This is a genomic window from Burkholderia sp. MSMB617WGS, assembly GCF_001532025.2.
Taxonomy (GTDB): domain Bacteria; phylum Pseudomonadota; class Gammaproteobacteria; order Burkholderiales; family Burkholderiaceae; genus Burkholderia; species Burkholderia savannae.
Map to the genome: position 1 here is coordinate 933,900 of NZ_CP013458.1, position 20,753 is coordinate 954,652.

Annotated in this window: 17 protein-coding genes; 5 read left to right on the forward strand and 12 right to left on the reverse strand. The window is 69.5% G+C overall.

Going from position 1 to position 20,753, the window contains the following annotated elements; genetic code table 11:
- Positions 1–507 precede the first annotated feature (507 nt).
- From WT60_RS24610 to WT60_RS24640, 6 genes are all read right to left on the reverse strand, one after another.
- Positions 508–1,128 (reverse strand): SCO family protein, encoded by a 621-nt coding sequence (locus WT60_RS24610; protein WP_038753981.1) that lies wholly within the window; start codon positions 1,126–1,128, stop codon positions 508–510.
- Positions 1,125–1,958: a formylglycine-generating enzyme family protein gene (locus tag WT60_RS24615; protein WP_059670503.1), complete on the reverse strand. Its 834-nt coding sequence runs from the start codon at positions 1,956–1,958 to the stop codon at positions 1,125–1,127. Before WT60_RS24615 ends, WT60_RS24610 begins: the two co-directional genes overlap by 4 nt.
- A gap of 24 nt (positions 1,959–1,982) precedes the next feature.
- A complete protein-coding gene (gene nirK, locus WT60_RS24620; protein WP_060356379.1) occupies positions 1,983–3,542 on the reverse strand; it encodes a copper-containing nitrite reductase in 1,560 nt (519 codons plus the stop codon).
- Between the two features lie 481 nt (positions 3,543–4,023).
- Complete coding sequence (locus tag WT60_RS24630; protein ID WP_059647483.1) at positions 4,024–4,464, reverse strand: SRPBCC family protein; 441 nt, start codon at positions 4,462–4,464, stop codon at positions 4,024–4,026.
- 43 nt (positions 4,465–4,507) lie between these two features.
- Positions 4,508–5,350, reverse strand: a complete 843-nt coding sequence (locus tag WT60_RS24635; protein WP_038753970.1) for a phosphoenolpyruvate hydrolase family protein — start codon at positions 5,348–5,350, stop codon at positions 4,508–4,510.
- Between the two features lie 2 nt (positions 5,351–5,352).
- A complete protein-coding gene (locus tag WT60_RS24640; protein WP_038753968.1) occupies positions 5,353–6,570 on the reverse strand; it encodes a Tm-1-like ATP-binding domain-containing protein in 1,218 nt (405 codons plus the stop codon).
- Between the two features lie 112 nt (positions 6,571–6,682).
- On the opposite strand from WT60_RS24640, the gene WT60_RS24645 reads away from it, so the two are divergent.
- Positions 6,683–7,702: a TetR/AcrR family transcriptional regulator gene (locus WT60_RS24645; protein ID WP_060356380.1), complete on the forward strand. Its 1,020-nt coding sequence runs from the start codon at positions 6,683–6,685 to the stop codon at positions 7,700–7,702.
- Positions 7,703–7,992: 290 nt separating this feature from the next.
- Here WT60_RS24645 and nadE read toward each other — a convergent pair whose 3' ends face one another.
- The 6 genes from nadE to WT60_RS24680 form a co-directional block, all read right to left on the reverse strand.
- Positions 7,993–8,847 (reverse strand): ammonia-dependent NAD(+) synthetase, encoded by an 855-nt coding sequence (gene nadE / locus WT60_RS24655; RefSeq protein WP_060356397.1) that lies wholly within the window; start codon positions 8,845–8,847, stop codon positions 7,993–7,995.
- Positions 8,848–8,914: 67 nt separating this feature from the next.
- Positions 8,915–9,817: a DMT family transporter gene (locus WT60_RS24660; protein WP_060356382.1), complete on the reverse strand. Its 903-nt coding sequence runs from the start codon at positions 9,815–9,817 to the stop codon at positions 8,915–8,917.
- A gap of 91 nt (positions 9,818–9,908) precedes the next feature.
- Entirely contained in the window at positions 9,909–10,094 is a 186-nt protein-coding gene (locus WT60_RS24665; RefSeq protein WP_038753957.1) for a hypothetical protein, read from the reverse strand.
- Between the two features lie 652 nt (positions 10,095–10,746).
- Positions 10,747–11,784, reverse strand: coding sequence for a Zn-dependent oxidoreductase (locus tag WT60_RS24670; RefSeq protein ID WP_059575969.1), 1,038 nt, complete (start codon positions 11,782–11,784; stop codon positions 10,747–10,749).
- 59 nt (positions 11,785–11,843) lie between these two features.
- Positions 11,844–13,052 carry a D-mannonate dehydratase ManD gene (manD, locus tag WT60_RS24675; protein WP_038753951.1) on the reverse strand — a complete coding sequence of 403 codons (1,209 nt, stop codon included), beginning with the start codon at positions 13,050–13,052 and terminating at the stop codon, positions 11,844–11,846.
- Positions 13,053–13,073: 21 nt separating this feature from the next.
- A complete protein-coding gene (locus WT60_RS24680) occupies positions 13,074–13,799 on the reverse strand; it encodes a GntR family transcriptional regulator (RefSeq protein ID WP_060356398.1) in 726 nt (241 codons plus the stop codon).
- Between the two features lie 173 nt (positions 13,800–13,972).
- Here WT60_RS24680 and WT60_RS24685 point away from each other — a divergent pair, with 173 nt between their 5' ends.
- The 4 genes from WT60_RS24685 to WT60_RS24705 all read left to right on the forward strand — a co-directional run bounded on the left by WT60_RS24685 (position 13,973) and on the right by WT60_RS24705 (position 20,543).
- Positions 13,973–15,442 (forward strand): mannitol dehydrogenase family protein, encoded by a 1,470-nt coding sequence (locus tag WT60_RS24685; protein WP_060356383.1) that lies wholly within the window; start codon positions 13,973–13,975, stop codon positions 15,440–15,442.
- Positions 15,443–15,766: 324 nt separating this feature from the next.
- Positions 15,767–17,065, forward strand: a complete 1,299-nt coding sequence (locus WT60_RS24690; RefSeq protein ID WP_060356399.1) for an MFS transporter — start codon at positions 15,767–15,769, stop codon at positions 17,063–17,065.
- 336 nt (positions 17,066–17,401) lie between these two features.
- Positions 17,402–18,160, forward strand: coding sequence for a DeoR/GlpR family DNA-binding transcription regulator (locus WT60_RS24695; RefSeq protein ID WP_038753945.1), 759 nt, complete (start codon positions 17,402–17,404; stop codon positions 18,158–18,160).
- Between the two features lie 574 nt (positions 18,161–18,734).
- Positions 18,735–20,543 (forward strand): phospholipase D-like domain-containing protein, encoded by a 1,809-nt coding sequence (locus tag WT60_RS24705; protein ID WP_060356384.1) that lies wholly within the window; start codon positions 18,735–18,737, stop codon positions 20,541–20,543.
- Positions 20,544–20,753: the final 210 nt, after the last annotated feature.

Consider the following 20,753-nt stretch of genomic DNA (forward strand, 5'->3'; position numbering starts at 1 on the left):
GCGGACGTTGCTCCGGATTTGACTGACGGATGCGCGTGAGAGAGCACGATCGCTGGCCGAGCTTCACAGCAACGATGGCGGCGCTGCATGCTCGCATCGGCGGCAGCCGCCGTGACATGCGTGACGAGCGCCGATCGCTCGGCCCGGGCAGCGTGTTGCGCGCGCAAGCATTTTCATGCGGGCACGCGCGCACGGCGTTCGTCCATTTTCATCACGCCACGCGCCGCTTGTTCGCGCCCGGCTGTGTCGGCGCGCCTGATTCGTCCGGCATCCGATGATCGATCCGCGTGAAAGCGGCCGCAAAGAAGGCAAGCCGTGATCGCGCGATGAGTTAGGCCACCGCCTGTCAGCCCTTCCGATCTGCCTCGGAACAGGCGGCTTTCGCGATCGCCGTGATTGGCGATCGCTTTTTTATTTCGACGCGTGCGCGCTGGCCGAAGCGCGCACGCTCTACGCCGCGGTGCGGCGCGGCGCGCCGCACCGCACCGCATCGCACTGCGCTTCGCCTCATTGCGCGGCGAGCTGTCTGCGCATCGCGTCGACGAACGCCGGGTCCGTCTCGCCGAGCGTGTTCGTACGCGCGACGATGCGGCCGTCGGCGTCGAGCAGCACGATCGTGCTCGAATGATTGAACTCGCCGCTCGCGAGCTTCCGGTACTGAACGCCGAACAGCGCGGCGACCGTCCGCGTGTTGTCGCGGTCGGTGCGCGCGAGCCGCCAGCGCGCGTCGAGGCCGTGCGCGTTCGCCGTCTTGCGCAGCACCGCGACCGAATCGCGATCGGGATCGATCGTCACCGCGACGACCTTGATTCGCTTGCGCGCCGCTTCGCCGCCCGCGTCGAGCGTGAGGCCGATCGTCTCGAACAGCATCGGGCACACCATCTTGCACGACGTATAGAACATGCTGACGAGCGTCGGCGTTCCGCGCAAATCGGCGAGACGAAATGTTTTGCCATCCTGATCGGTCAGCAGCGTGCTCGTCTGATAGAGCGAATCCGTCGCCGCCGAGGGGGCGGCCGCGGTGGCCGCGGCCGATGTGGCGACGCCCGCGCCTCGAGCGGTCGTCGCGACGCATGCTGCGACGCACAGCGCGAGCGCGCCGCGCCGGATGCGATGTCCTGGTTTCATCGTTGATCTCCTGAAATCGAACGGGCGCAGCGAAAGCCGAGGCTTCCGGTCGAATCCGCGCCGGTGAGGGAAGACAGCAGCGCGACGCGCATCAGCACCGCGTAGCTGTCGCGGCGCACGATGCTGATCGCGCCGGCGCCGCAGAATCGTTGCTGGTCCGGGTCGCCTTGCGTGCGGCTGTCGCCGCTGATGAAGAGCGCATTGAAATCGTCGACCCATTCCCAGATCAGCCCGTGCAGGTTGCGTGCGCCGTAGACGTTCGGCACGCCGCCGACAGGCGGCAGCACGCGCGCGGCGGGCTGTTCGTACCACGACAGAATCTGCCGGCGCCACAGCGGATCGTTGCGCGCGTCGGGGCGCGTCGCGTCGGCCGCCGCCGCGTATTCCCATTCGAGCCACGTCGGCAGCCGCGCGCGTTCGCTGGCGCAGTACGCACGCGCGGCGAACCAACTGACGCCCGTGACGGGCGCGTCGGGCGGCGTTTGCGGCGCCGCATGCAACGGATCGGCCCAGTCGGCGAGATACGCGGGCCCGGCGAACACGCGCGCGACGCGGTCGCGCCGCCATTCGGGATGCGCGCTCACGAATGCCGAGAACGCGCGGACGGTCACGGGCGTGTCCTGCAGTTCGAACGCGTCGATGCGAACGGGCGCCGAGCGGCCTGGGACGTCCTGCGGCAGCGCGCTTTCGAAGTCGCCGCCCGGCAGCCGCACGAAGCGCGCGGCGTGCGCGCCGCCCGCGGCGAGGGCAAGCGCCGCGGCGATCGCGATGCCGGCCAGCCGGGCCGCGCTCGCGGCGCAACACATGGACGACGGTTTCGAGGCGCGCATGGCGGTTCTCCCCGATGTCGGCGGTCAGTGCGACGCCTCGGCGACGGCGGGCGTCTTCGCGCGCGCCTTCGCGACTTCGTCCGCGCCGATCCGGCCGCCCGGATTGTTCCAGCTGTTGAGCACGTACGTCAGCACGTTCGCGACCTCGTCGTCGGTCAGCTGCGCCATCGGCGGCATCGCCGAGTCGTAGTCGCGGCCGTTGACCGTCACCTTGCCGTTCAGCCCGTGCAGCAGGATGCCGATCGCGCGCTGCGGATTCGCCGCCAGGAAATCGGAGCCGGCAAGCGGCGGGAACACGCCCGGCAAGCCGGTGCCGCTGCTCTGATGGCACACGGCGCAAGTGCTCGCGAACACCGCGCCGCCCGCTTTCACTTGCGCCGGCAGCGACAGCGGCGCGCCGCTCGTCTTGACGAGCGAGGCGCCGCCTTTCGTGCCGTCTTTCGTGCCGGCGGCCGCCGCCGGCGATCCCGTTGAACCCGATCCCGCCGCGGCGTTGACGCTGTCGCCGCTATAGAGCGTATCGAGCTCCTTGCCCGAATAAATTGCTTTGTTGTCCGGACCATCGACTTTCAGGATCGCGAGCGCGCCTTTGTTGAACGCGCGGAAGATCGAGTGATCGACGAACGTATAGTTGCCCGGCACGCGCGTATGGAATTCGATCGTCGCCGCGCCGCCCGCCGGAATCAGCGTCGTCTGCATGTCGTTCTGCGTGACGCTGGAGCCGTCCGCGCGCACTTTGTCGAACACCGCGCCGATCACGTGGAAGCTCGACACGAGATTCGGCCCGCCGTTGCCGATGAAGAGGCGCACCGTCTCGTCGGTGCGCGCGCGCATCGCCTTGTCGCCCGTCAGCGCGCCTTCGGCGCCGTTGAAGACGACGTAGGTCGGGCGCTCGTCGATCGCCTTGTCCATGTCGAACGATTGCAGCCCCTTCTCGCGATATTTGCCGTTCGTGTAGAAATCGCCCTGCATCACGTAGTACTCGTGGTCGACCTTCGGCAGCCCTTCGGGCGGCTCGACGAGAATCAGGCCGTACATCCCGTTCGCGACATGCATGCCGACGGGCGCGGTCGCGCAGTGATACACGAAGAGCCCTTCGTTCAGCGCCTTGAACGTGAAGCGCGATTCGTGGCCGGGCGCGGTGAAGCTCGACGTCGCGCCGCCGCCCGGCCCCGTCACCGCGTGCAGATCGATGTTGTGCGGCATTTTGCTGTCCGGACGGTTCTTGAGATGGAACTCGACCGTGTCGCCTTGCCGCACGCGGATGAAGTTGCCGGGCACCGCGCCGCCGAAGGTCCAGAACGTGTAGTTCACGCCGTCCGCGATCGGCATCACTTTCTCGATCACTTCGAGATCGACGATGACTTTCGCCGGATAGCGGCGAGCGATGGGCGGCGGCACGTTCGGCGGGCTCACGAGCGTCGCGTGGATCGGCTCGCCTTGCGGCGGGCCGAAGTCGCCGGGAATCTTGCCGGATGCGCTCGCCGTTGCGGCATGCGCGCTCGTCGCGACGACGGCGCCGAACAGGACGGACAGGAACGTGGCGCGCAGTTGGCCACGGATCGATTGCAGGTCTTCTTTCATGATTAGCCCCTCGCTGGCTTCGTTTCCTCCAAGCTATCGATCGCGAGGCAGGCGAGTATTGATGCACAGCAAATGCATCTTTGTGAGCAGGCGCGGGGCGGCGAATAACTTAATCCAGATGAATTTCTGGAGAAGCGGCTGCGCCCGCTTGTCGCAGGTATTGCGGTGTGCGAACGGATCGCGCGTTACGCGCGATCCGTTCGTCTGCTGCGTGGGGATGCGCCGTCGTGCGCGGCGCGCTTGCGGATAGAAAGTGGCCGACCGGTCACGGTCGGCCAAAAAGGTTCCGGCTTTATCCGAGGGCCATTGCCAGAACCCGAGAAACGGCCGGCGGCGCTGCGTCGCCGTGCCGCCGCGCCGCGCATGGGCGGTGCGGCAAGGCGGCGGCGAAGCTCGCCGGCAAGCCGCGCGCGATGCCCGCGATGGGCGGCGGCGCGACGAAACGGCACGGCTGCGTGCGACACGTCAGCGCGCACGCAAGTCAGCGCGCGCGCAACCTGTCCGCGAGCGAGCGGAACCCCGCCGCGAACACGTGCTCGCTGATCGACGCCGCGACCGGCTGCAACTCGACGCCTTGCGTCGTGAAGTTCGCCCACCATTGCGCGAACGTCTTGCCCGAATCGGTGACGGGGAAGAGCTCCACGCCTGCGACATAGTCGCGCACCGGCATCGACGTCTCGATGATCGAATACTCGAGCGCGTGATTCGGCTCGTCGAGCTTCAGCAGTTTTTCGCGGACGTAGCCGTCCGACAGCGTCAGATGGCGGATCGCGCCCACCGTGTAAGCGTCCGGGCCGGGCTCGAGCCGGCTCTCGACGATCGCCGGATGGAACGCGGCGAGGCCGTCGAAATCGCGGAAGAACGCCCAGACGCGCTCGATCGGCGCGTCGATGACACTGCTGGCGAAGGAGGTGTGGTTCATCGTCGTTCGGTTTCTCGTGCAAGGCGCGCGCTTCGCGCGCGGGTCATGACGCGACGCGCCTGTCGATCTCCTTGAAGCGCCGCGTCATGTCGGTCAATGCGGTTTCGGCGGGCAGGCGCTCCATCGAGCTCGCGCCGTAGAAACCGTGGCACTGCGGACACGCGCGCAGGATGTACGCGGCGTCCTCGGGCGACGCGATCGGGCCGCCGTGGCAGAGCACGATCACGTCGTCGCGCACGGATTTTGCCGCATCGGCCCAGTTGCGCACGAGCGGCACGCAATCGGCGAGCGTGCGCGCGGTGTTCGCGCCGATCGTGCCGCCCGTCGTGAGGCCGAGATGCGCGACGACGATGTCCGCGCCGGCTTCGGCCATCGCGATCGCGTCGGCTTCGCTGAACACGTAAGGCGTCGTCAGCAGGCCCTTGCCGTGCGCGAGGCGGATCATGTCGACTTCGAGCGCGTAGCCCATCCCGGTCTCCTCGAGATTCGCGCGGAAGTTGCCGTCGATGAGGCCGACGGTCGGGAAGTTCTGCACGCCGGAAAATCCGAGCCGCATCAGCTCGTCGAGAAACGCGTCGAAGTTGCAGAACGGATCGGTGCCGTTCACGCCGGCGAGCACGGGCGTCGACTTGACGACGGGCAGCACCTCGCGCGCCATGTCGACGACGATCTCGTTCGCGTTGCCGTACGCGAGCAGGCCCGCGAGCGAGCCGCGCCCGGCCATCCGGTAGCGGCCCGAGTTGTAGATCACGATGAGGTCGATGCCGCCCGCTTCCTCGCATTTCGCGGACAGGCCCGTCCCCGCGCCGCCGCCTATGATCGGCTCGCCGCGCGCAATGGCCGCGCGCAGCTTCTCGAGGATCTCGGCGCGTGAAAGTCTCTTCATCTTCAATTCCGGTGTGCTGCGAGAAGCGATAAGAAGTGTTCGACGGCGACGTCGGCGAACCGTGGATCGTTGATGTGCGCGGGCACGCGCACGAGGCGGCGGCGCTCTGTCTGGACGACCGTCGCCTCGAGCGCGTCGAACAGCGCCGCGTCGGCTTCCGGGCTCCAGAACGCCTGGCCCGGCGCGTCGAGCGCCGACACGCCGCCTTCGGGAATCAGGAACCGCACGGGGCCGTCGCACGCGTTCAGCTTCGCGCCGATCCACTCGCCGATCAGGCGGTTCTCGGCCGGCGTCGTGCGCATCAGCGTGACTTGCGGATTGTGCTTGTACAGCAGGCGGCCGGCGTAGCGGGGCGGCACCGTGTCGATGTGGCCGAAGTTCACCATGTCGAGCGCGCCGCACGAGCCGACGTACGGCGTCTTGCTGCGCGCGATCGCGTCGAAGCGATCCTCGCCGCACGCGAGCACGCCGCCCATCAGCAGGTCGCAGACTTCGGTGGTGGTGAGATCGAGCACGCCGTCGAGCAGGCCGCTGTCCGCGAGCTTCTCCATCGCATGGCCGCCGTTGCCGGTCGCGTGGAACACGATGCAGTCGAAGCGCGCTTCGAGCCGCGACGTGACCGCCTGGATGCACGGCGTCGTCACGCCGAACATCGTCAGGCCGAGCGCGGGCTTCAGGTCGCCGGGCAACGGCTGCATGTCGCGCACCGCGCCCGCGATCATGTGCGCGCCGTTCGCGAGCACCTGGCGCGAGATCCGGTTCAGGCCGGCGACGTCCGTCACCGAATAGAGCATCGCGATGTCCGACGAGCCGACGTACGCGGACACGTTGCCCGACGCCATCGTCGAGATCATCAGCTTCGGCACGCCGACGGGCAGCGCCTGCATCGCCGGCGTGACGAGCGCCGTGCCGCCCGAGCCGCCGATGCCGATCAGCGCGGCGACGTCGTCGCGGCTCGCGAGGTAGCGCTCGAATGCGACCGCCATCGCGGCGATCGCGCGGCCGCGATCGTCGCAGAATACGGCGGACGCGCCGTCCGGATGGTGCGCGGCGACGATGTCCGCGCCGATGTCGGCCGCGAGGCCCGGCGTGCGGGTCGATAGGTCGACGACGACCGCCGAAAGCCCCGATTCGACGATCCGGTCCTTGACGAAATGCGCTTCCGCGCCTTTTGTATCAACGGTTGCCGCAACGTAGATCTGTTTACGGTGGGGTACCATTTGGTCTCCTTCGCCAATCGTTCGTTTGTCGCACGATGTCACCGCGATTCGATTCCGCGATCACTTTAACACAGATGAGACGGCCGTCTCAGCGGTCGTCCTCACAAAACACATGCCAACTACCGAATCCGCACCGGAACCGCTGTCCGAGACTCGCGCGCAGACCCGCGAGCTGCTGCTGCAAACCGCGCTGTCGATGCTCGAGCAAGGCTGGTTTCCGTCGATCACCGAGCTCGCGAACGCATCCGGCGTGTCGCGCGCGACCGCTTACCGTTATTTCCCCTCCCAGGCGGCGCTCGTGAGCACCGTCGTCGACGAAAGCCTCGGGCCGGTGCTGCAATGGCGGCCGACGTCGACGTCGGTCGAGGCGCGCGTCAACGAGTTGCTCGACTTCGCGTATCCGCGGATGGAGCAGCACGAGGGCGCATTGCGTGCCGCGCTGCAGGTCGCGCTGCATCAATGGGCGAACGAGCGCGCGCGGCGCGCGCAGGACGAGCCGAAGTACCGGCGCGGCAATCGCCGCCGGCTGCTGACGCTCGCGGTCGAGCCGATGGTGCAGGCGGGCGTCGATCCGGCCGCGGCCGCGCGGCTCGCGCAGGCGCTGTCGCTGCTCTACGGCACCGAGGCGATGGTCGTGCTGAAGGACATCTGGGGGCTCGACTTCCAGCAGTTCATGACCGTCGTCAAATGGATGAGCGCGGCGCTCGTGCGGGCGACGCTCGCAGAGACGGGCGGCGCGGATTCGGCCGCGAGCGGCGCCGTTCCGGCCGGGCGTGCCGAGGCTGCGAGCGATGCAGGCGCGAACGCCGGCGCCGGGGCGGGTGGTGTGGGGGCCGGGGGGCGCGATGCGGGTTCGGCGCGCAGCGTCGGCGCGGTCGGTGACGGCGCGGGTGCGCGGCGCGGCGTCGAGCCCGCGGCGGGCGCGGATGCGGATGCGGCGAGGGCGATCGAGCCGGCCGGCGGTGCCCGTGCCGCGGACGACACGGCCGCGGCGAGCGGCGGCGCTGCGCCGGGCGGTGCGGATCGCGCGCACGAAACCGGCGGCCCGGGCGGCCCGGGCGTCGAGGACGGCATGCGCGCATCGCCGGCTTCCGGATCGCCGGCTCCGGGCGGCGGCGAGCGCGATGGCTGAATGGCGAGCCGTCAATGCAGCAACTGGCGCGAGGCGCGAGGCAGGCACTGCAAATCGGGAGTCAGCGGCAACAAGCCGGAAGCGCAGTGCCAGAGGCCGGAATTCGGAAGCGAAAGGCCAAGAAACGGGAGCCCGGAGCCGCACGCCACCGTCGTCGCGAACGCGAATGCGTGCCCGCGCCGACGGGACCGCATCGGACTGCGCCGCGCGATGCGAAAGCCGCCGTCGACGCGAAAGCCGGCCGCACGGCGCATCGAAAAAACGATACCGAATGGACATCGTCTGCGCGCTTACGCCGCGCGGCCCGGCCAATCGAACATCGTATAAGGCAGCGCGCGTTTGTGGCGTGTCGCGTCGTAGAACCGCAGCACCGTCTCGCTCACCGCTTCGTCGGCCGGCTTGCCTTCGAGGAAGTCGTCGATCTGCTCGTAAGTGACGCCGTATGCGTGCTCGTCGGGCAGTTGCGGGCGCAACGTTTCCAGATCGGCGGTCGGCGTCTTCGTCACGAGCCGCTCGTCCGCGCCGAGCGTGCGCGCGACCTCGCGCACGCGGCGCTTGGTCAGGCCCGCGAGCGGCAGCACGTCCGCGCCGCCGTCGCCGAATTTCGTGAAGAAGCCCATCACCGATTCCGCCGCGTGATCGGTGCCGATCACGACGCCGCGCCGCGCGCCCGCGGCCGCGTATTGCGCGATCATCCGCTCGCGCGCCTTGATGTTGCCGAGCACGAAGTCCTGGTGCGCGTGGTCGAGATACGCGAGGCCGCCCGCGGCGAGCACGGCGAGCATCGCGTCGGCGGCGGGCTTCACGTCGACCGTGAGCGTTTCGTCCGCGCGCACGAACGCGAGCGCGCGCTGTGCGTCCGCTTCGTCATGCTGCGCGCCGTACGGCAGCCGCATCGCCACGAAGCGCGCGTCGTAGCCCGACGCGCGCAGCCGCTCGACGGCCAGTTGCGCGAGCCGGCCCGCCGTCGACGAATCGACGCCGCCGCTGATGCCTAGCACGTAGGCGCGCAATCCGGCCGCGCGCAGGTAGTCGGCGAGGAACGCGATCCGGCGCTCGGCTTCGTCGTGCGCGTCGAACGACGGCGAAACGTGCAGCTCGGCTGCGATCGCCTGCTGGCGGGCGGCGTGATCGGGGCGGGACATCGGCGCGCTCCTCGGCGACGGAATCGAAGGTTCGATCATAGGCGGATTCGCGCGCGCACGCCGGCCGTCAACGGCGGCGCGTGAGCGTGACGCCGGCGAGCGCGGCCGCGAAGCCGGCGATCTGCAGCGGCACGAGCGTTTCGCCGAAGAATGCGTCGCCCTGCAGCGCGGCGAGGGGCGGCGCGAGGAACAGCAGCGATGTCGCGCGCGCCGCCTCGCCCCGCCGCAACATCGCCATCAGCAGCATCACCGCGACGCCGGACAGCATTCCGACGCCCCATGCGAGCGAAACCCACAGCGCGGGCGTGCCGTGCCAGCGGGTTTCGCCGAGCACGACGGCGGCGGCGCCGGCGACGAGCGCGGCGCCGAAGTTCTGCAACGCAACCGCGGTGCGCAAGTCGGTCTGCGCGAGCGAGGTTTTCTGATAGAGCGAGCCGGCCGTGATCGACGCGACGGCCGCGACCGCGATCGCGACGACGACCCACGCGGGCGCGCCGCCCGCCGTCGCGGGGGCGGCGTCGAGCTTCGGCGCGAGCACGAGCGCGACGCCCGCCACGCCGAGCGCCATGCCGAGCCAGCCCCGCGCGGACAGCCGCTCGCCGAAGAGCGGTGCGGCGAGCGCGGCGGTCGCGAGCGGTTGCAGCGCGCCGAGGAGCGCCATCACGCCGGCGTTGAGCCCTTGCGCGACGGCCCAGTAGCTCGCGCTCAGATAGACGCCTTGCAGCAGCGCCCCTGCGAACAGATGGCGTCCCCAATCGCGCCGCGCGGGCCACGGCGCGCGGACGGCGAGCGCGACGCACGCATAGAGGAGCGCGGTGCCCGAGAAGCGCGCGAGCAGATACAGGTTCGGATCGGCGTAAGGCTTGATCGCGCGGGCGACGATGAAGCCCGTGGACCACAGCGCGACGAACGCCGCGGCGGCGAGAGAAGCGGAAACCGGCATGCGAAGCGGACCGGACGAAGCCGGCATGACGTGGAAGCCGCCGAGTATCGCGCACCCGGGCGCGGCCGTCTTGTCGGATTCTGCACAGCCGGCGGCTGCGCGCGATCGCGGCCCGGCGTCAGTCGATCGAGAACGTATCGAGCGGCTGGTTCGCGCTCGCTTCGGTCGCGAAGCGCGCGTTCAACTGCTGATGCAGCCGGCGCGCTTCGTCGAGCGTGAGATCGATCCAGTACGGATCGCCGGCGGCGTCGTTGAGCCGTTCAGGCGGGAACTGGATTTCGAGGACGATGCCTTTGCGGTACATCGGTGCACCCCTGTCGGTTGGCTGGTGGTCGAGCCCGCGAGTTTAGCAACGTGCGGCGAAGGCGATTGCCGCGCGACGCGAAATACTGAATTGCTCGTTCGTGTGGGCCGCCGGTTCGGGTCCTCCGTTTTGGGGGCTTCGTTTGGTTCGTCCGTTCTGTTCGTCCGTCTCGAAGGCGCGCGTCGGCTGCGAAGGGAGGTTGCCGGAGTGGAGTGCGGGTAGCGCTTGATTCGGCGCGTCGCCCCGATCGATCGCGATAGCGCTTGAGCTCGGCGCGGGTTCGCTGCGCGTCGTTCCCGTATCGATCGCGAAGCCATGGGGCTGCGGGCGGCCGCGCGACGCGCGCCTGAGCATGGCGTTCCCGGCGCATCGCGCGTGCGTCCCGTGCGCGTGCGTCCCGTCCGAAATCGCCGTGCGCCGCGCGTGTCGAACTGCGTGTGGCGCCGCACGAATCCCCGCGTCGCACGGTTGGCTGTCGACCGCGCGCGGCGCGACCGAGCGGCCTTGCCGGTTGGCGAACGCGCAAATGCGTATTTGCGCATTTGCGCGGATGTGCGGATGTGCGCCGCCGCCCGCGCGCCGCGTCACGCTTTGCGCGCCGCCGCAACCGTGCCCGACGAGCCGCGTCAGGCTGCGCTCGGTTTCGTGCGTTTCACTCCGGCTGCGCCGCGAAATCCAGCAGGATCTTGCAGCTTTCGCGCGGATTGCGCTCCGCGAGATCGAACGCATGCGCGACGTCGCGAAAATCGACCTTGTGCGTGACGATGTGCTCCGGATGCACGAGCCCCTTGGCGATCCATTCGATGACCGGCGCGAACATCGCGCAATTGAGCCGCGACGCGCACAGCGTCAGTTCTTTCTTCGTCAGCTCGGCCTGCACGATCGACGACGGCTCCGACGAGAAGCCGAGCACGCCGATCCGCCCGGCGGGCGCCGCGAGCCGCACCGCTTCCTCGAGGATCGACGGATGGCAGACGGCGTCGAAGATCAGCGTCGGGCCGCCGTCGACGCCGCGCCGCAGCAGTGCGTCGGGCAGCGCTTCGGCCGCCGCGTTGATCACCTCGTCGGCCGCCGCGCCGCACCGGCGCGCCAGTTCCAGGCGCTCGTCGAGGCGATCGGTGATGAACGCGCGGATGCCGTAGACGTGCTTGAGCACCTGCAGCAGCGTGAGGCCCACCGTGCCCGCGCCGTAGATCAGCGCGACGTCGGACGGCAGCACGCCGGTGCGCGCGGTCGCGTTCGCCGCGACCGCGAACGGCTCGACGATCGCCGCGCACGTGTCGGCGATCTCGGGCGGAATCCGGTACGCGTTCGCCGCGGGCACGCAGGCGTACTCGCTGAAGCCGCCGTCGCGATGCACGCCGAGCACGCTCAGGTTGCGGCACACGTTGCGCCGCCCGATCGCGCACGCATGGCAGTGCCCGCAGCTGATGACCGGATCGACCGCGACGATCTCGCCGACGCGCGACGCGTCGACGCCCGCGCCGACCGATTCGATGCGCCCGACGAACTCGTGGCCGATGATCCGCGGATACGAGACGAACGGGTTCTTGCCGTGGAAGATGTGCAGATCGGAACCGCAAATGCCCGCATAACGCACGCGCACGCGCACTTCGCCCGCGGCGGGCGCGGGCGTCGGCAATTCACGCACGCCCATGCTATTGGGCCGGTCGACGACGACGCTCAGCATGTCCTGATTCTCCTTCGTGTTTCGTTTCGTGTAGTTCGTGCGCGCACGCGCTCACCCGCTCACCAGTTCCACATCGAGCCGTCGCGCAGGCGGGCGACGGGCAGGTAGGCGCGCTCGTACGGATATTTCGCGGCGAGCGCCTCGTCGATGTCGACGCCGAGGCCCGGCACGTCGTCCATCACGAGATGGCCGTCCTCGAAGCGATAGCTGTGCGGAAAGACTTCGTCGGTCAGCGCGTTGTGCGGCATCAGCTCCTGAATGCCGAAGTTCGGCGCCCACAGGCCGAAGTTGACGGCGGCCGCCATGCACACGGGCGACAGGTCGGTCGCGCCGTGGAAGCCCGTGCGGACCTGGTACATCGCCGCGTAGTCGGCGATGCGGCGCACGTGCGTGATGCCGCCCGCGTGGACGATCGTCGCGCGGATGTAGTCGATCAGCTGGTCGCGGATCAGATCCTTGCAGTCCCAAATCGAATTGAAGACCTCGCCCACCGCGAGCGGCGTCGTCGTGTGGCTGCGGATCAATCGGAACGCGTCCTGGTTTTCGGCGGGCGTCGCGTCTTCGAGCCAGAACAGCCGGTACGGCTCGAGATCGCGGCCGAGGCGCGCGGCCTCGATCGGCGTGAGCCGGTGATGCGCGTCGTGCAGCAGATGCGGCGCGTCGCCGACCGCGTCGCGCACCTTGCGGAAGAGCTCCGGCGTGTGGCGCAGATAGAGCGCGGTGTCCCACGGCTCCTCGGGCGGCAGGCCCTTTTCGGCGGGCTCGTACGCGCCCGCGGTCTTGCCGACGCCGTACACCTTCGACAGCCCCGGCACGCCCGACTGCACGCGGATCGCACGGTAGCCCGCCTCGATGTGCCGATGCACGGCGTCGATCGCTTCCTCGTGGTCGCGCCCGGTCGCGTGGCCGTACACCATCAGCCCGTCGCGGCTGCGGCCGCCGAGCAGCCGATAGACGGGCATGCCGGCGAGCTTGCCCAGGATGTCCCACAGCGCCATGTCGATCGCGGCGATCGCCGTCATCGTGACGGGCCCGCGCCGCCAGTACGCGCCGCGGTACAGGTATTGCCAGATGTCCTCGATATTGCGCGGGTCGCGCCCGACGAGGCACGGAAACACGTGATCCTCGAGATACGCGCGCACGGCGAGCTCGCGCCCGTTGAGCGTCGCGTCGCCGAGGCCGTAGACGCCTTCGTTGGTGACGATCTTGACCGTCACGAAATTCCGGCCGGGGCAGGTGACGATGATGTTCAGCCGTTCGATTTTCACGCGGCTTCTCCGATGAGTGGTTCAGTCGACAAAGTAGTGCGGCGCGCGGTCGCGCACCTCGGGCAGATGGGAGCTCACGCGGTCGACGTGCACCGCGACCGACGCGCCGAGCAGCGCCATGTTGCGCGACGCGATGTGCGCGAGGATCTGCTCGTGCTCGTGCAGCGCGCGGCGCGCGTGGTCCTCGACGCGATCGAGCAGCAGCCAGCGCACGCGGTCGAACTGCCGCTTCATCGGCTGCAGCATCTCCCACACGTGCGGCCGGCCGGCGAACTCGAACATGCGGCCGTGCATCGTTTCGTCGAGCGCGAAGAAGGTGTCGACGTCGCGCGCGGCCACCGCGTCGCGCTGCGCGCCGACGAGGCGCGCGAGTTCCTCGAGCTGCGCCGGCGTGATCTTCTGCGCGAGATCGACGTGGTTCGCGCATTCGAGCGTGCTGCGCGCAAAGCGTCCTTCTTCGAGCATCGACACCGAGATCGGCGCGACGAGCGTGCCGACCTTGCGGTAGATCTGCACGAGCCGTTCGTCGGCGAGTTGCGCGAGCGCCTCGCGCACGGGCGTGCGGCTCACGTCGATCGTGGCCGAGATCACCGCCTCCGACAGCGCGGTGCGCGGCGGCAGCGCGCCGCGCACGATCGCGTTGCGCAGCAGCGCGTGCACCTGTTGCGTGTACGACGCGTCGGCGTCGAGCGCGAAGCCGTGCAGCGCCGCGACGACGATGTCTTCAGTGGATTCCTTGTCGCTCATCAACGGGTTCTTCATCAAGGGCGAGGCACAGGTCATTTCATCTTTCTACCATGGTACATCTGGTGAGAAAGGAAGCTGACTTAGCGTATACACCAATAAAACCGAGAGTGTACTCGGAATACTCTGCCGGAAGTCACATATCTACCATGGTACAAACCGCCAATTCAATCGTCATGCCGCTTCTTTCGTCCGATCAATGCCGCAATTTGCCGGCCGAGGTGTCCTATCCCCGCTACGACAGGCGCGCGCTGCGCACGGGCATCGTGCACCTCGGCCTCGGCGCGTTCCATCGCGCGCATCAGGCGTGCTACACGGAGACGCTCGTCGAGCGCGGCGACATGCGCTGGGGCATCGCGGGCGTCGAGCTGCGGCGACCGCACACCGTCGAGCGGCTCGCCGCGCAGGATCATCTCTATTCGGTCACCGAGCGCGACGGCGACGCCGCGCGCACCCGCATCGTCGGCGCGGTCCATCGCGCGCTGTTCGCGCCGCAGGCGCTCGCGCCGCTCCTCGGCCTGATCGCCGATCCGGCCGTGCCGATCGTCAGCCTGACCGTCACCGAGAAGGGCTATTACCGCAAGGCGGGCGGCGCTGAGCTCGACGCCGACGATCCCGCGATCCGCCGCGACCTGCAGCAGCCGGATGCGCCGTGGACGACGCTCGGCGTGCTCGCGGCCGGCATCCGGCGGCGTCCGGCGGGCGCGCCGCTGTCGGTTGTTTGCTGCGACAACATGCCGTCGAACGGCGACACGCTGCGCACGCTGCTCGCGCAATACGCGGAGCAGGTCGACGGCGCGCTCGCGCGGCGCATCCGCGACGACGTCGCGTTCCCGAACACGATGGTCGACCGGATCGTGCCCGCCGCGACGCCCGAATCGCTCGACTGGGCCCAAGCGCGGATCGGCGTGCGCGACGAGGCGGCGATCGTCTGCGAGCCGTTCGCGCAGTGGGTGTTCGAGGACAGCTTCGCCGGCGCGCGGCCCCGCTGGGAAGAGGCGGGCGCGCTCGTCGCGACCGACGTGCGCCCGTACGAGAAGATGAAGCTGCGACTGCTGAACGGCTCGCATTCGGCGATCGCGTACGTCGGCCAATTGCGCGCGCGGCGCACGGTGTCCGATGCGATGGCCGATCCGCTGATCGACGCGTTCGTGCGCGGCGTGATGACGCGCGACCTGCTCGCGACCGTCGACGTGCCGGCCGGCTACGACGTGCACGCGTATTGCGCGTCGCTGATCGAGCGCTTTCGCAACCCGGCGCTCGCGCATCGCACCGCGCAGATCGCGACGGACGGCACGCAGAAGGTGCCGCTGCGCTGGCTGCCGGCGCTCGAGCAGAGCGCGGCGGCGGGCGTCGAGCGGCCGTATCTCGAGCGTGCGCTCGCCGCGTGGCTGCATTACGTGGAAGCGCCGCACGACGAGGCCGGCAAGCCGCTCGCGCTCGACGATCCGGGCGCCGACGCGCTCGCGCGAACCCTGCATGCGGCGTGCAGCGCGACCGACGCGGTGCGCGCGGCGCTGGATCGGCTCGCGTCGCGCGGCGCGGCGCGATGGCCCGATGCGCTGACGGCGCGCGTCGGCTCGCATCTGGAGACGTTGCGCGAGCGCGGCACGGACGCGCTGCTGAGGCCGTTGCTCTACGCTTGAGCGCGGGCGAGGCGAGCGCGGCGCTCGATGCCGTCGGTCGCGTCAGTCCGCCGTGCGCCGCCTCTTGCGTTTCATGTTTCGCGTTTCGCGCGAGACGGACCGCGCGCGAGGCCGGCCGCGGCAACGAAGACACAGAGGAACAGAGGGCGGTGGCGCGGGGCAACGGGTGGCGAGCCGCCCGAGCACCGGGTTGCCCGGCGGCGCGCCGCACGAACCGGTCCGCGATCGGCCCGCATTCGGTCCGCATTCGACCCGCGACCGCCGCCGCCAGCGGCGCCGACAAATCATAGGAACGCCGGCAGCGTCGGCATGAAGGAGACAGGCATGAATCAGAGAACGATGGGGTGGATCACGGTATTGCTGCTGTTCATCGTGTACGGCATCAACTATCTCGATCGCGTCGCGCTGTCGATCGTCGCGCCGATGGTGCAGAAGGATCTCGGGATCGACGCCGCGCAGATGGGCATCGTCTTCAGCACGTTCTTCGTCGGCTATGCGCTGTTCAATTTCGTCGGCGGCCTCGCGTCCGACCGGCTCGGGCCGAAGCTCGTCTACGTGCTGGCCGTCGGCCTCTGGTCGATCTTTTGCGGGATGACGGCGATCACGGTCGGCTTCGTCAGCCTGCTGATCGTGCGCCTGCTGTTCGGCATGGCGGAGGGGCCGCTCTGCTCCGCCGCGAACAAGATGGTCAACAACTGGCTGCCGCGCGAATCGGCGGCCACCGCGATGGGGCTGTTGAGCGCGGGCTCGCCGCTCGGCGGCGCGATCGCCGGGCCGATCGTCGGCATGCTCGCCGTGCAGTTCGGCTGGCGGCCGGCGTTCTGGATCGTCTGCGTGATCGGCCTCGCGTGGGTGCTCGTGTGGGTCGCGACCACGTCGGACCGGCCCGCGGCGGGTTCGGCTTCGTCCGCGGCGGGGCTTGCCGGCGCCGGCGGCGCAGTATCCGCGGCCGCGCCGCGTGCGGCCGCGGGCGGCGTCGATGCGCCGTTGCTTCGGCATTATCTGAAGCAGCCGCGCGTCCTCGCGACGGGCGTCGCGTTCTTCGGCTACAACTACGTGCTGTTCTTCTTCCTGAGCTGGTTTCCGAGCTATCTCGTGCAGGCGCATCACCTGAATATCCGCGAGATGAGCGTGGCGACGGTCGTGCCGTGGCTTGTCGGCACCGTCGGCCTTGCGTGCGGCGGCTTCGTTTCGGATGTGATCTACAAGCTCACCGGCAACGCGATGCTGTCGCGCCGGATCGTGCTCGTCACCTGCCTGCTCGGCGCGGGGATCTGCGTCGCGATCGCGGGCGCGGTGCGCTCGACGCAGGGCGCGATCGCGCTGATGTCCGTGTCGCTCTTCTTCCTCTACGTGACGGGGGCGATCTACTGGGCGATCGTGCAGGACGTCGTCGCGCCCGAGCGCGTCGGCGCGGTCAGCGGCTGCCTGCATTGCATGGGGAGCCTGTCGGGCGTCGTCGGGCCGGCCGTCACCGGGTTCATCGTCGAGCGCAGCGGCTCGTTCGCGTCCGCGTTCGTGCTCGCCGGCGCTATCGCGCTGGTCGGCGCGGTGCTGTCCGCGCTCTTCCTGCGCAACCGTCCGTGCGACGCGCGCGTGTTGCGCGAAAGTCCGATTCTGTAAGGGTGGTTTGAGGTTTGAGGTTTGAGGTTTGTGGTTTGAGGTTTGCGGCGCGCGGTCCGTGGTCCGCTGGCATTCGATTCATGCTGGCGGCAGACGGCAGACGGCAGACGGCAGACGGCAGAGGGCAGAGGGCAGAGGGCAGACGGCAGACGGCAGAGGGCAAAGGGCAAACGACAAACGGCACATGACACGCGTGGCGCGGGCAGGGCCGGACCGGCAGGCGATCGGCGTGACTTCATCGCGCCGTACTACAATAGCCCGCCATTCGCCATTCGCCATTCGCCATTCGCCATTCGCCATCCTCGATCCGACCGCGGCCCGGCCGCGCCGCGCGCCATGCTTGCAGAACAACGTCATCGCTACATCCTGTCCGAACTCGGCCGCACGGGCGCGGTGTCGGTCGCGCAGCTCGTGAACGCGCTCGCCGTGTCGCGCGAGACGATCCGCCGCGACCTGAACGCGCTCGCCGCGCGCGGCCTCGTGATCACGACGCACGGCGGCGCGCTCGCGGCCGATCGGCATGAGCCGAGCGTGTCCGAGCGCGACGCGTCGCACGCGGACGCGAAGCGTGCGATCGGCCGGCGCGCGGCCGAATTCGTGCCCGACGGCGCGTCGGTGCTGCTCGACTCGGGCAGCACGGTCTACGCGGTCGCGCTCGCGCTCGTCGACCGCCACCGGCTGGCCATCTACACGAACGACTGGCGAATCGTCGGCGTGCTCGGCCGCCGCAACGGCAACCGCGTGACGCTCCTCGGCGGCGAGCTGTCCGACGACGAGGACGCGACGTTCGGCCTCGACACGATCCAGCAGCTCGCGCAATACCACGTCGACTTCGCGTTCGTCGGCGCGGGCGGAATCACGCCCGACGGCACGCTTACCGATTACTCGCGCGTCGTGGCCGAGGTGCGCGGGCGGATGCTCGCGGCGGCGGCCGCGCCGATCGTCGTGGCCGATCACTCGAAGTTCGGGCGCGTGACGCCCGTGCGGATCAACGGCTCGGACGCCGCGCGCTTTCTCGTGACCGAGCGCGCGCCGGACAAGGCGACGCGGCGGGCGTTGACGTCGCGGGGGATCGAGCTCGTCGTCTGCGGTTGAGCGCCGGGGTGCCGGGCGAGCGTCGCGAGCGTGCGAGATTCCGGCGCGACGTGCGCCGAACTTCTCTCAGTCCATCGAAGCGCGGCAACGCGATGCAGCGTGGGCGGGTGCCGAGGACGATCGGTTTTCGTCGCGTGCGGATGAGCTCCGGGGTGTCGAGGGAGTGTCGCGAGCGTGGGAGATTCCGGCACGGCGTGCGCCGAACTTCTCTCAGTCCATCGAAGCGCGGCAACGCGATGCAGCGTGGGCGGGTGCCGAGGATGTTCGATTTTGTCGTTCGCGGGCGAGCGCCGGTGCGTCGGGCGAGCGTCTCGACCATGCGACGCATGCCTTGTTTCGTAAATCGCGCGCTGCGGGACGCCGTTGCGCCTCGCGTCGCTCCGTCTCGATCGCCCGATTTCGTCCGCCCGCCGCCTACCACGCTCGCCGCGCGGCCGTCCGCCGCGCCAAAGCCAAAGCCAAAGCCAAAGCCGAAACGACACGGAAACTTCATCGGAACGTCACACGCACGGCAAGCGCGCGTTGAACACTCATCGCTTCGACTTTGAAAGGCGATGAGCCGAGGAGGGCGGCGATGTCCGTCAGCGTGCGCAGCTATCTTTCCCCGACGTTGGTCCTGCTGGCCTTCGACTGGCCCGACGCGCGGCGTCGCGACGATTTTCTCGGCTTCGCGATCAAACGCACGCCCGGCTTCTGGACGGCGGACGGCAAGACGCGCGCCGCGACGAGCTGGCTGCCGAACCGGCTGACGTTCGACGGCCCCGCGGCCGACACGCAAGGCGACGCGCCGACCGACCAGGCGCCGATCCAGAAATTCATGTGGTGGGACGCGCGGATCGATCCGCCGGATCGCGGCCTGACGTTTCGCTACGACGTCTATCCGGTCGTCGGCACGCCCGCGTCGCTGCGCGTGCTCGAAGCCGAAGCGGGCGTGTGCAGCGTCACGCTGCCCGCGCACGTCGAGGACGGCGTCGGCACGTGGTTCAACCGCGCGGTGGTGAGCTCGCAGGCGTTCGCGAGGCAGGTCCGCGCGCTCGATCTCGCGGCCGGCGGCGCACCGTCGCCCGACGCGGCGCGGCGTTTGCGCACGTGGCTCGCGAACGATCTGCAGGAAACCTTCGGCCTGATGCTCGGCGGCGCTGCGCGGCGCGCCGTGTCGGCCGTCTATCACCTGACCGATCCGTTGTGGGCGATTCCCGCATTCGACGCGTTCGGCCGCGCGCACGGCGCGGATGCGCTCGCGATCGTCTACGACGCGCACGAGACGAAGCGCGGCCGCGGCGAGGCGCCGCTGCCTTCGCCAAACCAGCCGGCCGTCGAGCAGTTGACGGGCCTCGCGATGCTCGCGCCGCGCGACAAGACGCGGATCATGCACGACAAATTCATCGTCGCGGGCGACGAATCCGGGCCCGCGCGCGTGCTGACCGGTTCGGCGAACTTCACGACGGAAGGCATCACCGAGCAGGCGAACGTGCTGCACACGTTCGAATCGGCGGCGCTCGCCGAGCTGTACGACGCCCGCGCGCATGCGCTCGCGTCGAATCCGGGCATTGCCGAGACGGCCCGGCTCGCGCCCGGCTGGTCGGAGCCGGTCGCAGTCGGCTCGGCGCGCGTGCGCGTGTCGTTCTCGCCGGAGCCGCGCGGCGCGCGCACGCAGATCGACACGATCGTCGACGCGATTCGCGGCGCGCGGCATTCGGTCGCGTTCTGCCTTTTCATGCCGACCGACGCCGCGCTGCGCGACGCGTGCTTTGCGGCGGGCGACCGCGGGCTGATGATGTTCGGGCTCGTCAACGCGATCAGCGCGCGCGGCGCGCAGCAGGCGGACGCGGACCAGCGCGACGGCAAGACACTCGATGCGGCGCGCCTCGCGAACCTCGAGCTGTATCACCGCAGCCGGTCGAATCGCGACGTGATCGACGCCGCGTACTTCTCGCCCGCGACGGTGCCGGACGGCTTCGAGCCGGAGCTGCGGCTCTTTCCGGGCGAGGCGCCGCCCGCCTATCCGCCCGTCGTCGTTCACCACAAGTTCATCGTGATCGATGCGGAGGGGGCCAATCCGATCGTCTACAGCGGCTCGGCGAACATGAGCGCGAACTCCGAGCACTACAACGACGAGAACCTGCTCGAGATTCGCGATGCGCGCGTCGCGGCGATCTACCTCGCGGAATTTCTGCGACTGTACGAGCACTATCGTGCGCGCGCGCTGGCGATCGCTTCGCGCGGCGAATCGGGCTCGGGAGCGGATGCGGGGGCGGCGGCGGGCGCGCGCGGCAAGCTCGCGTTGCAGCCCGATTCGCGGTGGGCGAAAAAGTATTTCGTCGCGGGCAGCCCCGAGGAGAAGGCGCGGATCGCGTTGGCGTCGCCGGCTACCGCGCGCTGACGGGCGGCGGGGCGCTGCGCTTGTATTTCACGGATCGCGTCGGCGTCGCGCGCGTTCTATCGCGACGGCGATTGCATTCCGGCCGGTTTGGCGCGCAGGCGCACAAGGATTTTCTTGGCGGGCCGGCGGCGCTGGACACGTGCGGTCAGCCCGTGCGTCGACGCCGGCTCGTGCGGCGAGCGCCGCCGCAACGCGGTGCGCAAAGCCGGT

Bases quoted from the DNA above. Each gene is read 5' to 3' on its own strand.
- WT60_RS24610 (WP_038753981.1), bottom strand. From the start codon at position 1,128: ATGAAACCAGGACATCGCATCCGGCGCGGCGCGCTCGCGCTGTGCGTC.
- WT60_RS24615 (WP_059670503.1), bottom strand. From the start codon at position 1,958: ATGCGCGCCTCGAAACCGTCGTCCATGTGTTGCGCCGCGAGCGCGGCC.
- nirK (WP_060356379.1), bottom strand. From the start codon at position 3,542: ATGAAAGAAGACCTGCAATCGATCCGTGGCCAACTGCGCGCCACGTTC.
- WT60_RS24630 (WP_059647483.1), bottom strand. From the start codon at position 4,464: ATGAACCACACCTCCTTCGCCAGCAGTGTCATCGACGCGCCGATCGAG.
- WT60_RS24635 (WP_038753970.1), bottom strand. From the start codon at position 5,350: ATGAAGAGACTTTCACGCGCCGAGATCCTCGAGAAGCTGCGCGCGGCC.
- WT60_RS24640 (WP_038753968.1), bottom strand. From the start codon at position 6,570: ATGGTACCCCACCGTAAACAGATCTACGTTGCGGCAACCGTTGATACA.
- WT60_RS24645 (WP_060356380.1), top strand. From the start codon at position 6,683: ATGCCAACTACCGAATCCGCACCGGAACCGCTGTCCGAGACTCGCGCG.
- nadE (WP_060356397.1), bottom strand. From the start codon at position 8,847: ATGTCCCGCCCCGATCACGCCGCCCGCCAGCAGGCGATCGCAGCCGAG.
- WT60_RS24660 (WP_060356382.1), bottom strand. From the start codon at position 9,817: ATGCCGGCTTCGTCCGGTCCGCTTCGCATGCCGGTTTCCGCTTCTCTC.
- WT60_RS24665 (WP_038753957.1), bottom strand. From the start codon at position 10,094: ATGTACCGCAAAGGCATCGTCCTCGAAATCCAGTTCCCGCCTGAACGG.
- WT60_RS24670 (WP_059575969.1), bottom strand. From the start codon at position 11,784: ATGCTGAGCGTCGTCGTCGACCGGCCCAATAGCATGGGCGTGCGTGAA.
- WT60_RS24680 (WP_060356398.1), bottom strand. From the start codon at position 13,799: ATGAGCGACAAGGAATCCACTGAAGACATCGTCGTCGCGGCGCTGCAC.
- WT60_RS24685 (WP_060356383.1), top strand. From the start codon at position 13,973: ATGCCGCTTCTTTCGTCCGATCAATGCCGCAATTTGCCGGCCGAGGTG.
- WT60_RS24690 (WP_060356399.1), top strand. From the start codon at position 15,767: ATGAATCAGAGAACGATGGGGTGGATCACGGTATTGCTGCTGTTCATC.
- WT60_RS24695 (WP_038753945.1), top strand. From the start codon at position 17,402: ATGCTTGCAGAACAACGTCATCGCTACATCCTGTCCGAACTCGGCCGC.
- WT60_RS24705 (WP_060356384.1), top strand. From the start codon at position 18,735: ATGTCCGTCAGCGTGCGCAGCTATCTTTCCCCGACGTTGGTCCTGCTG.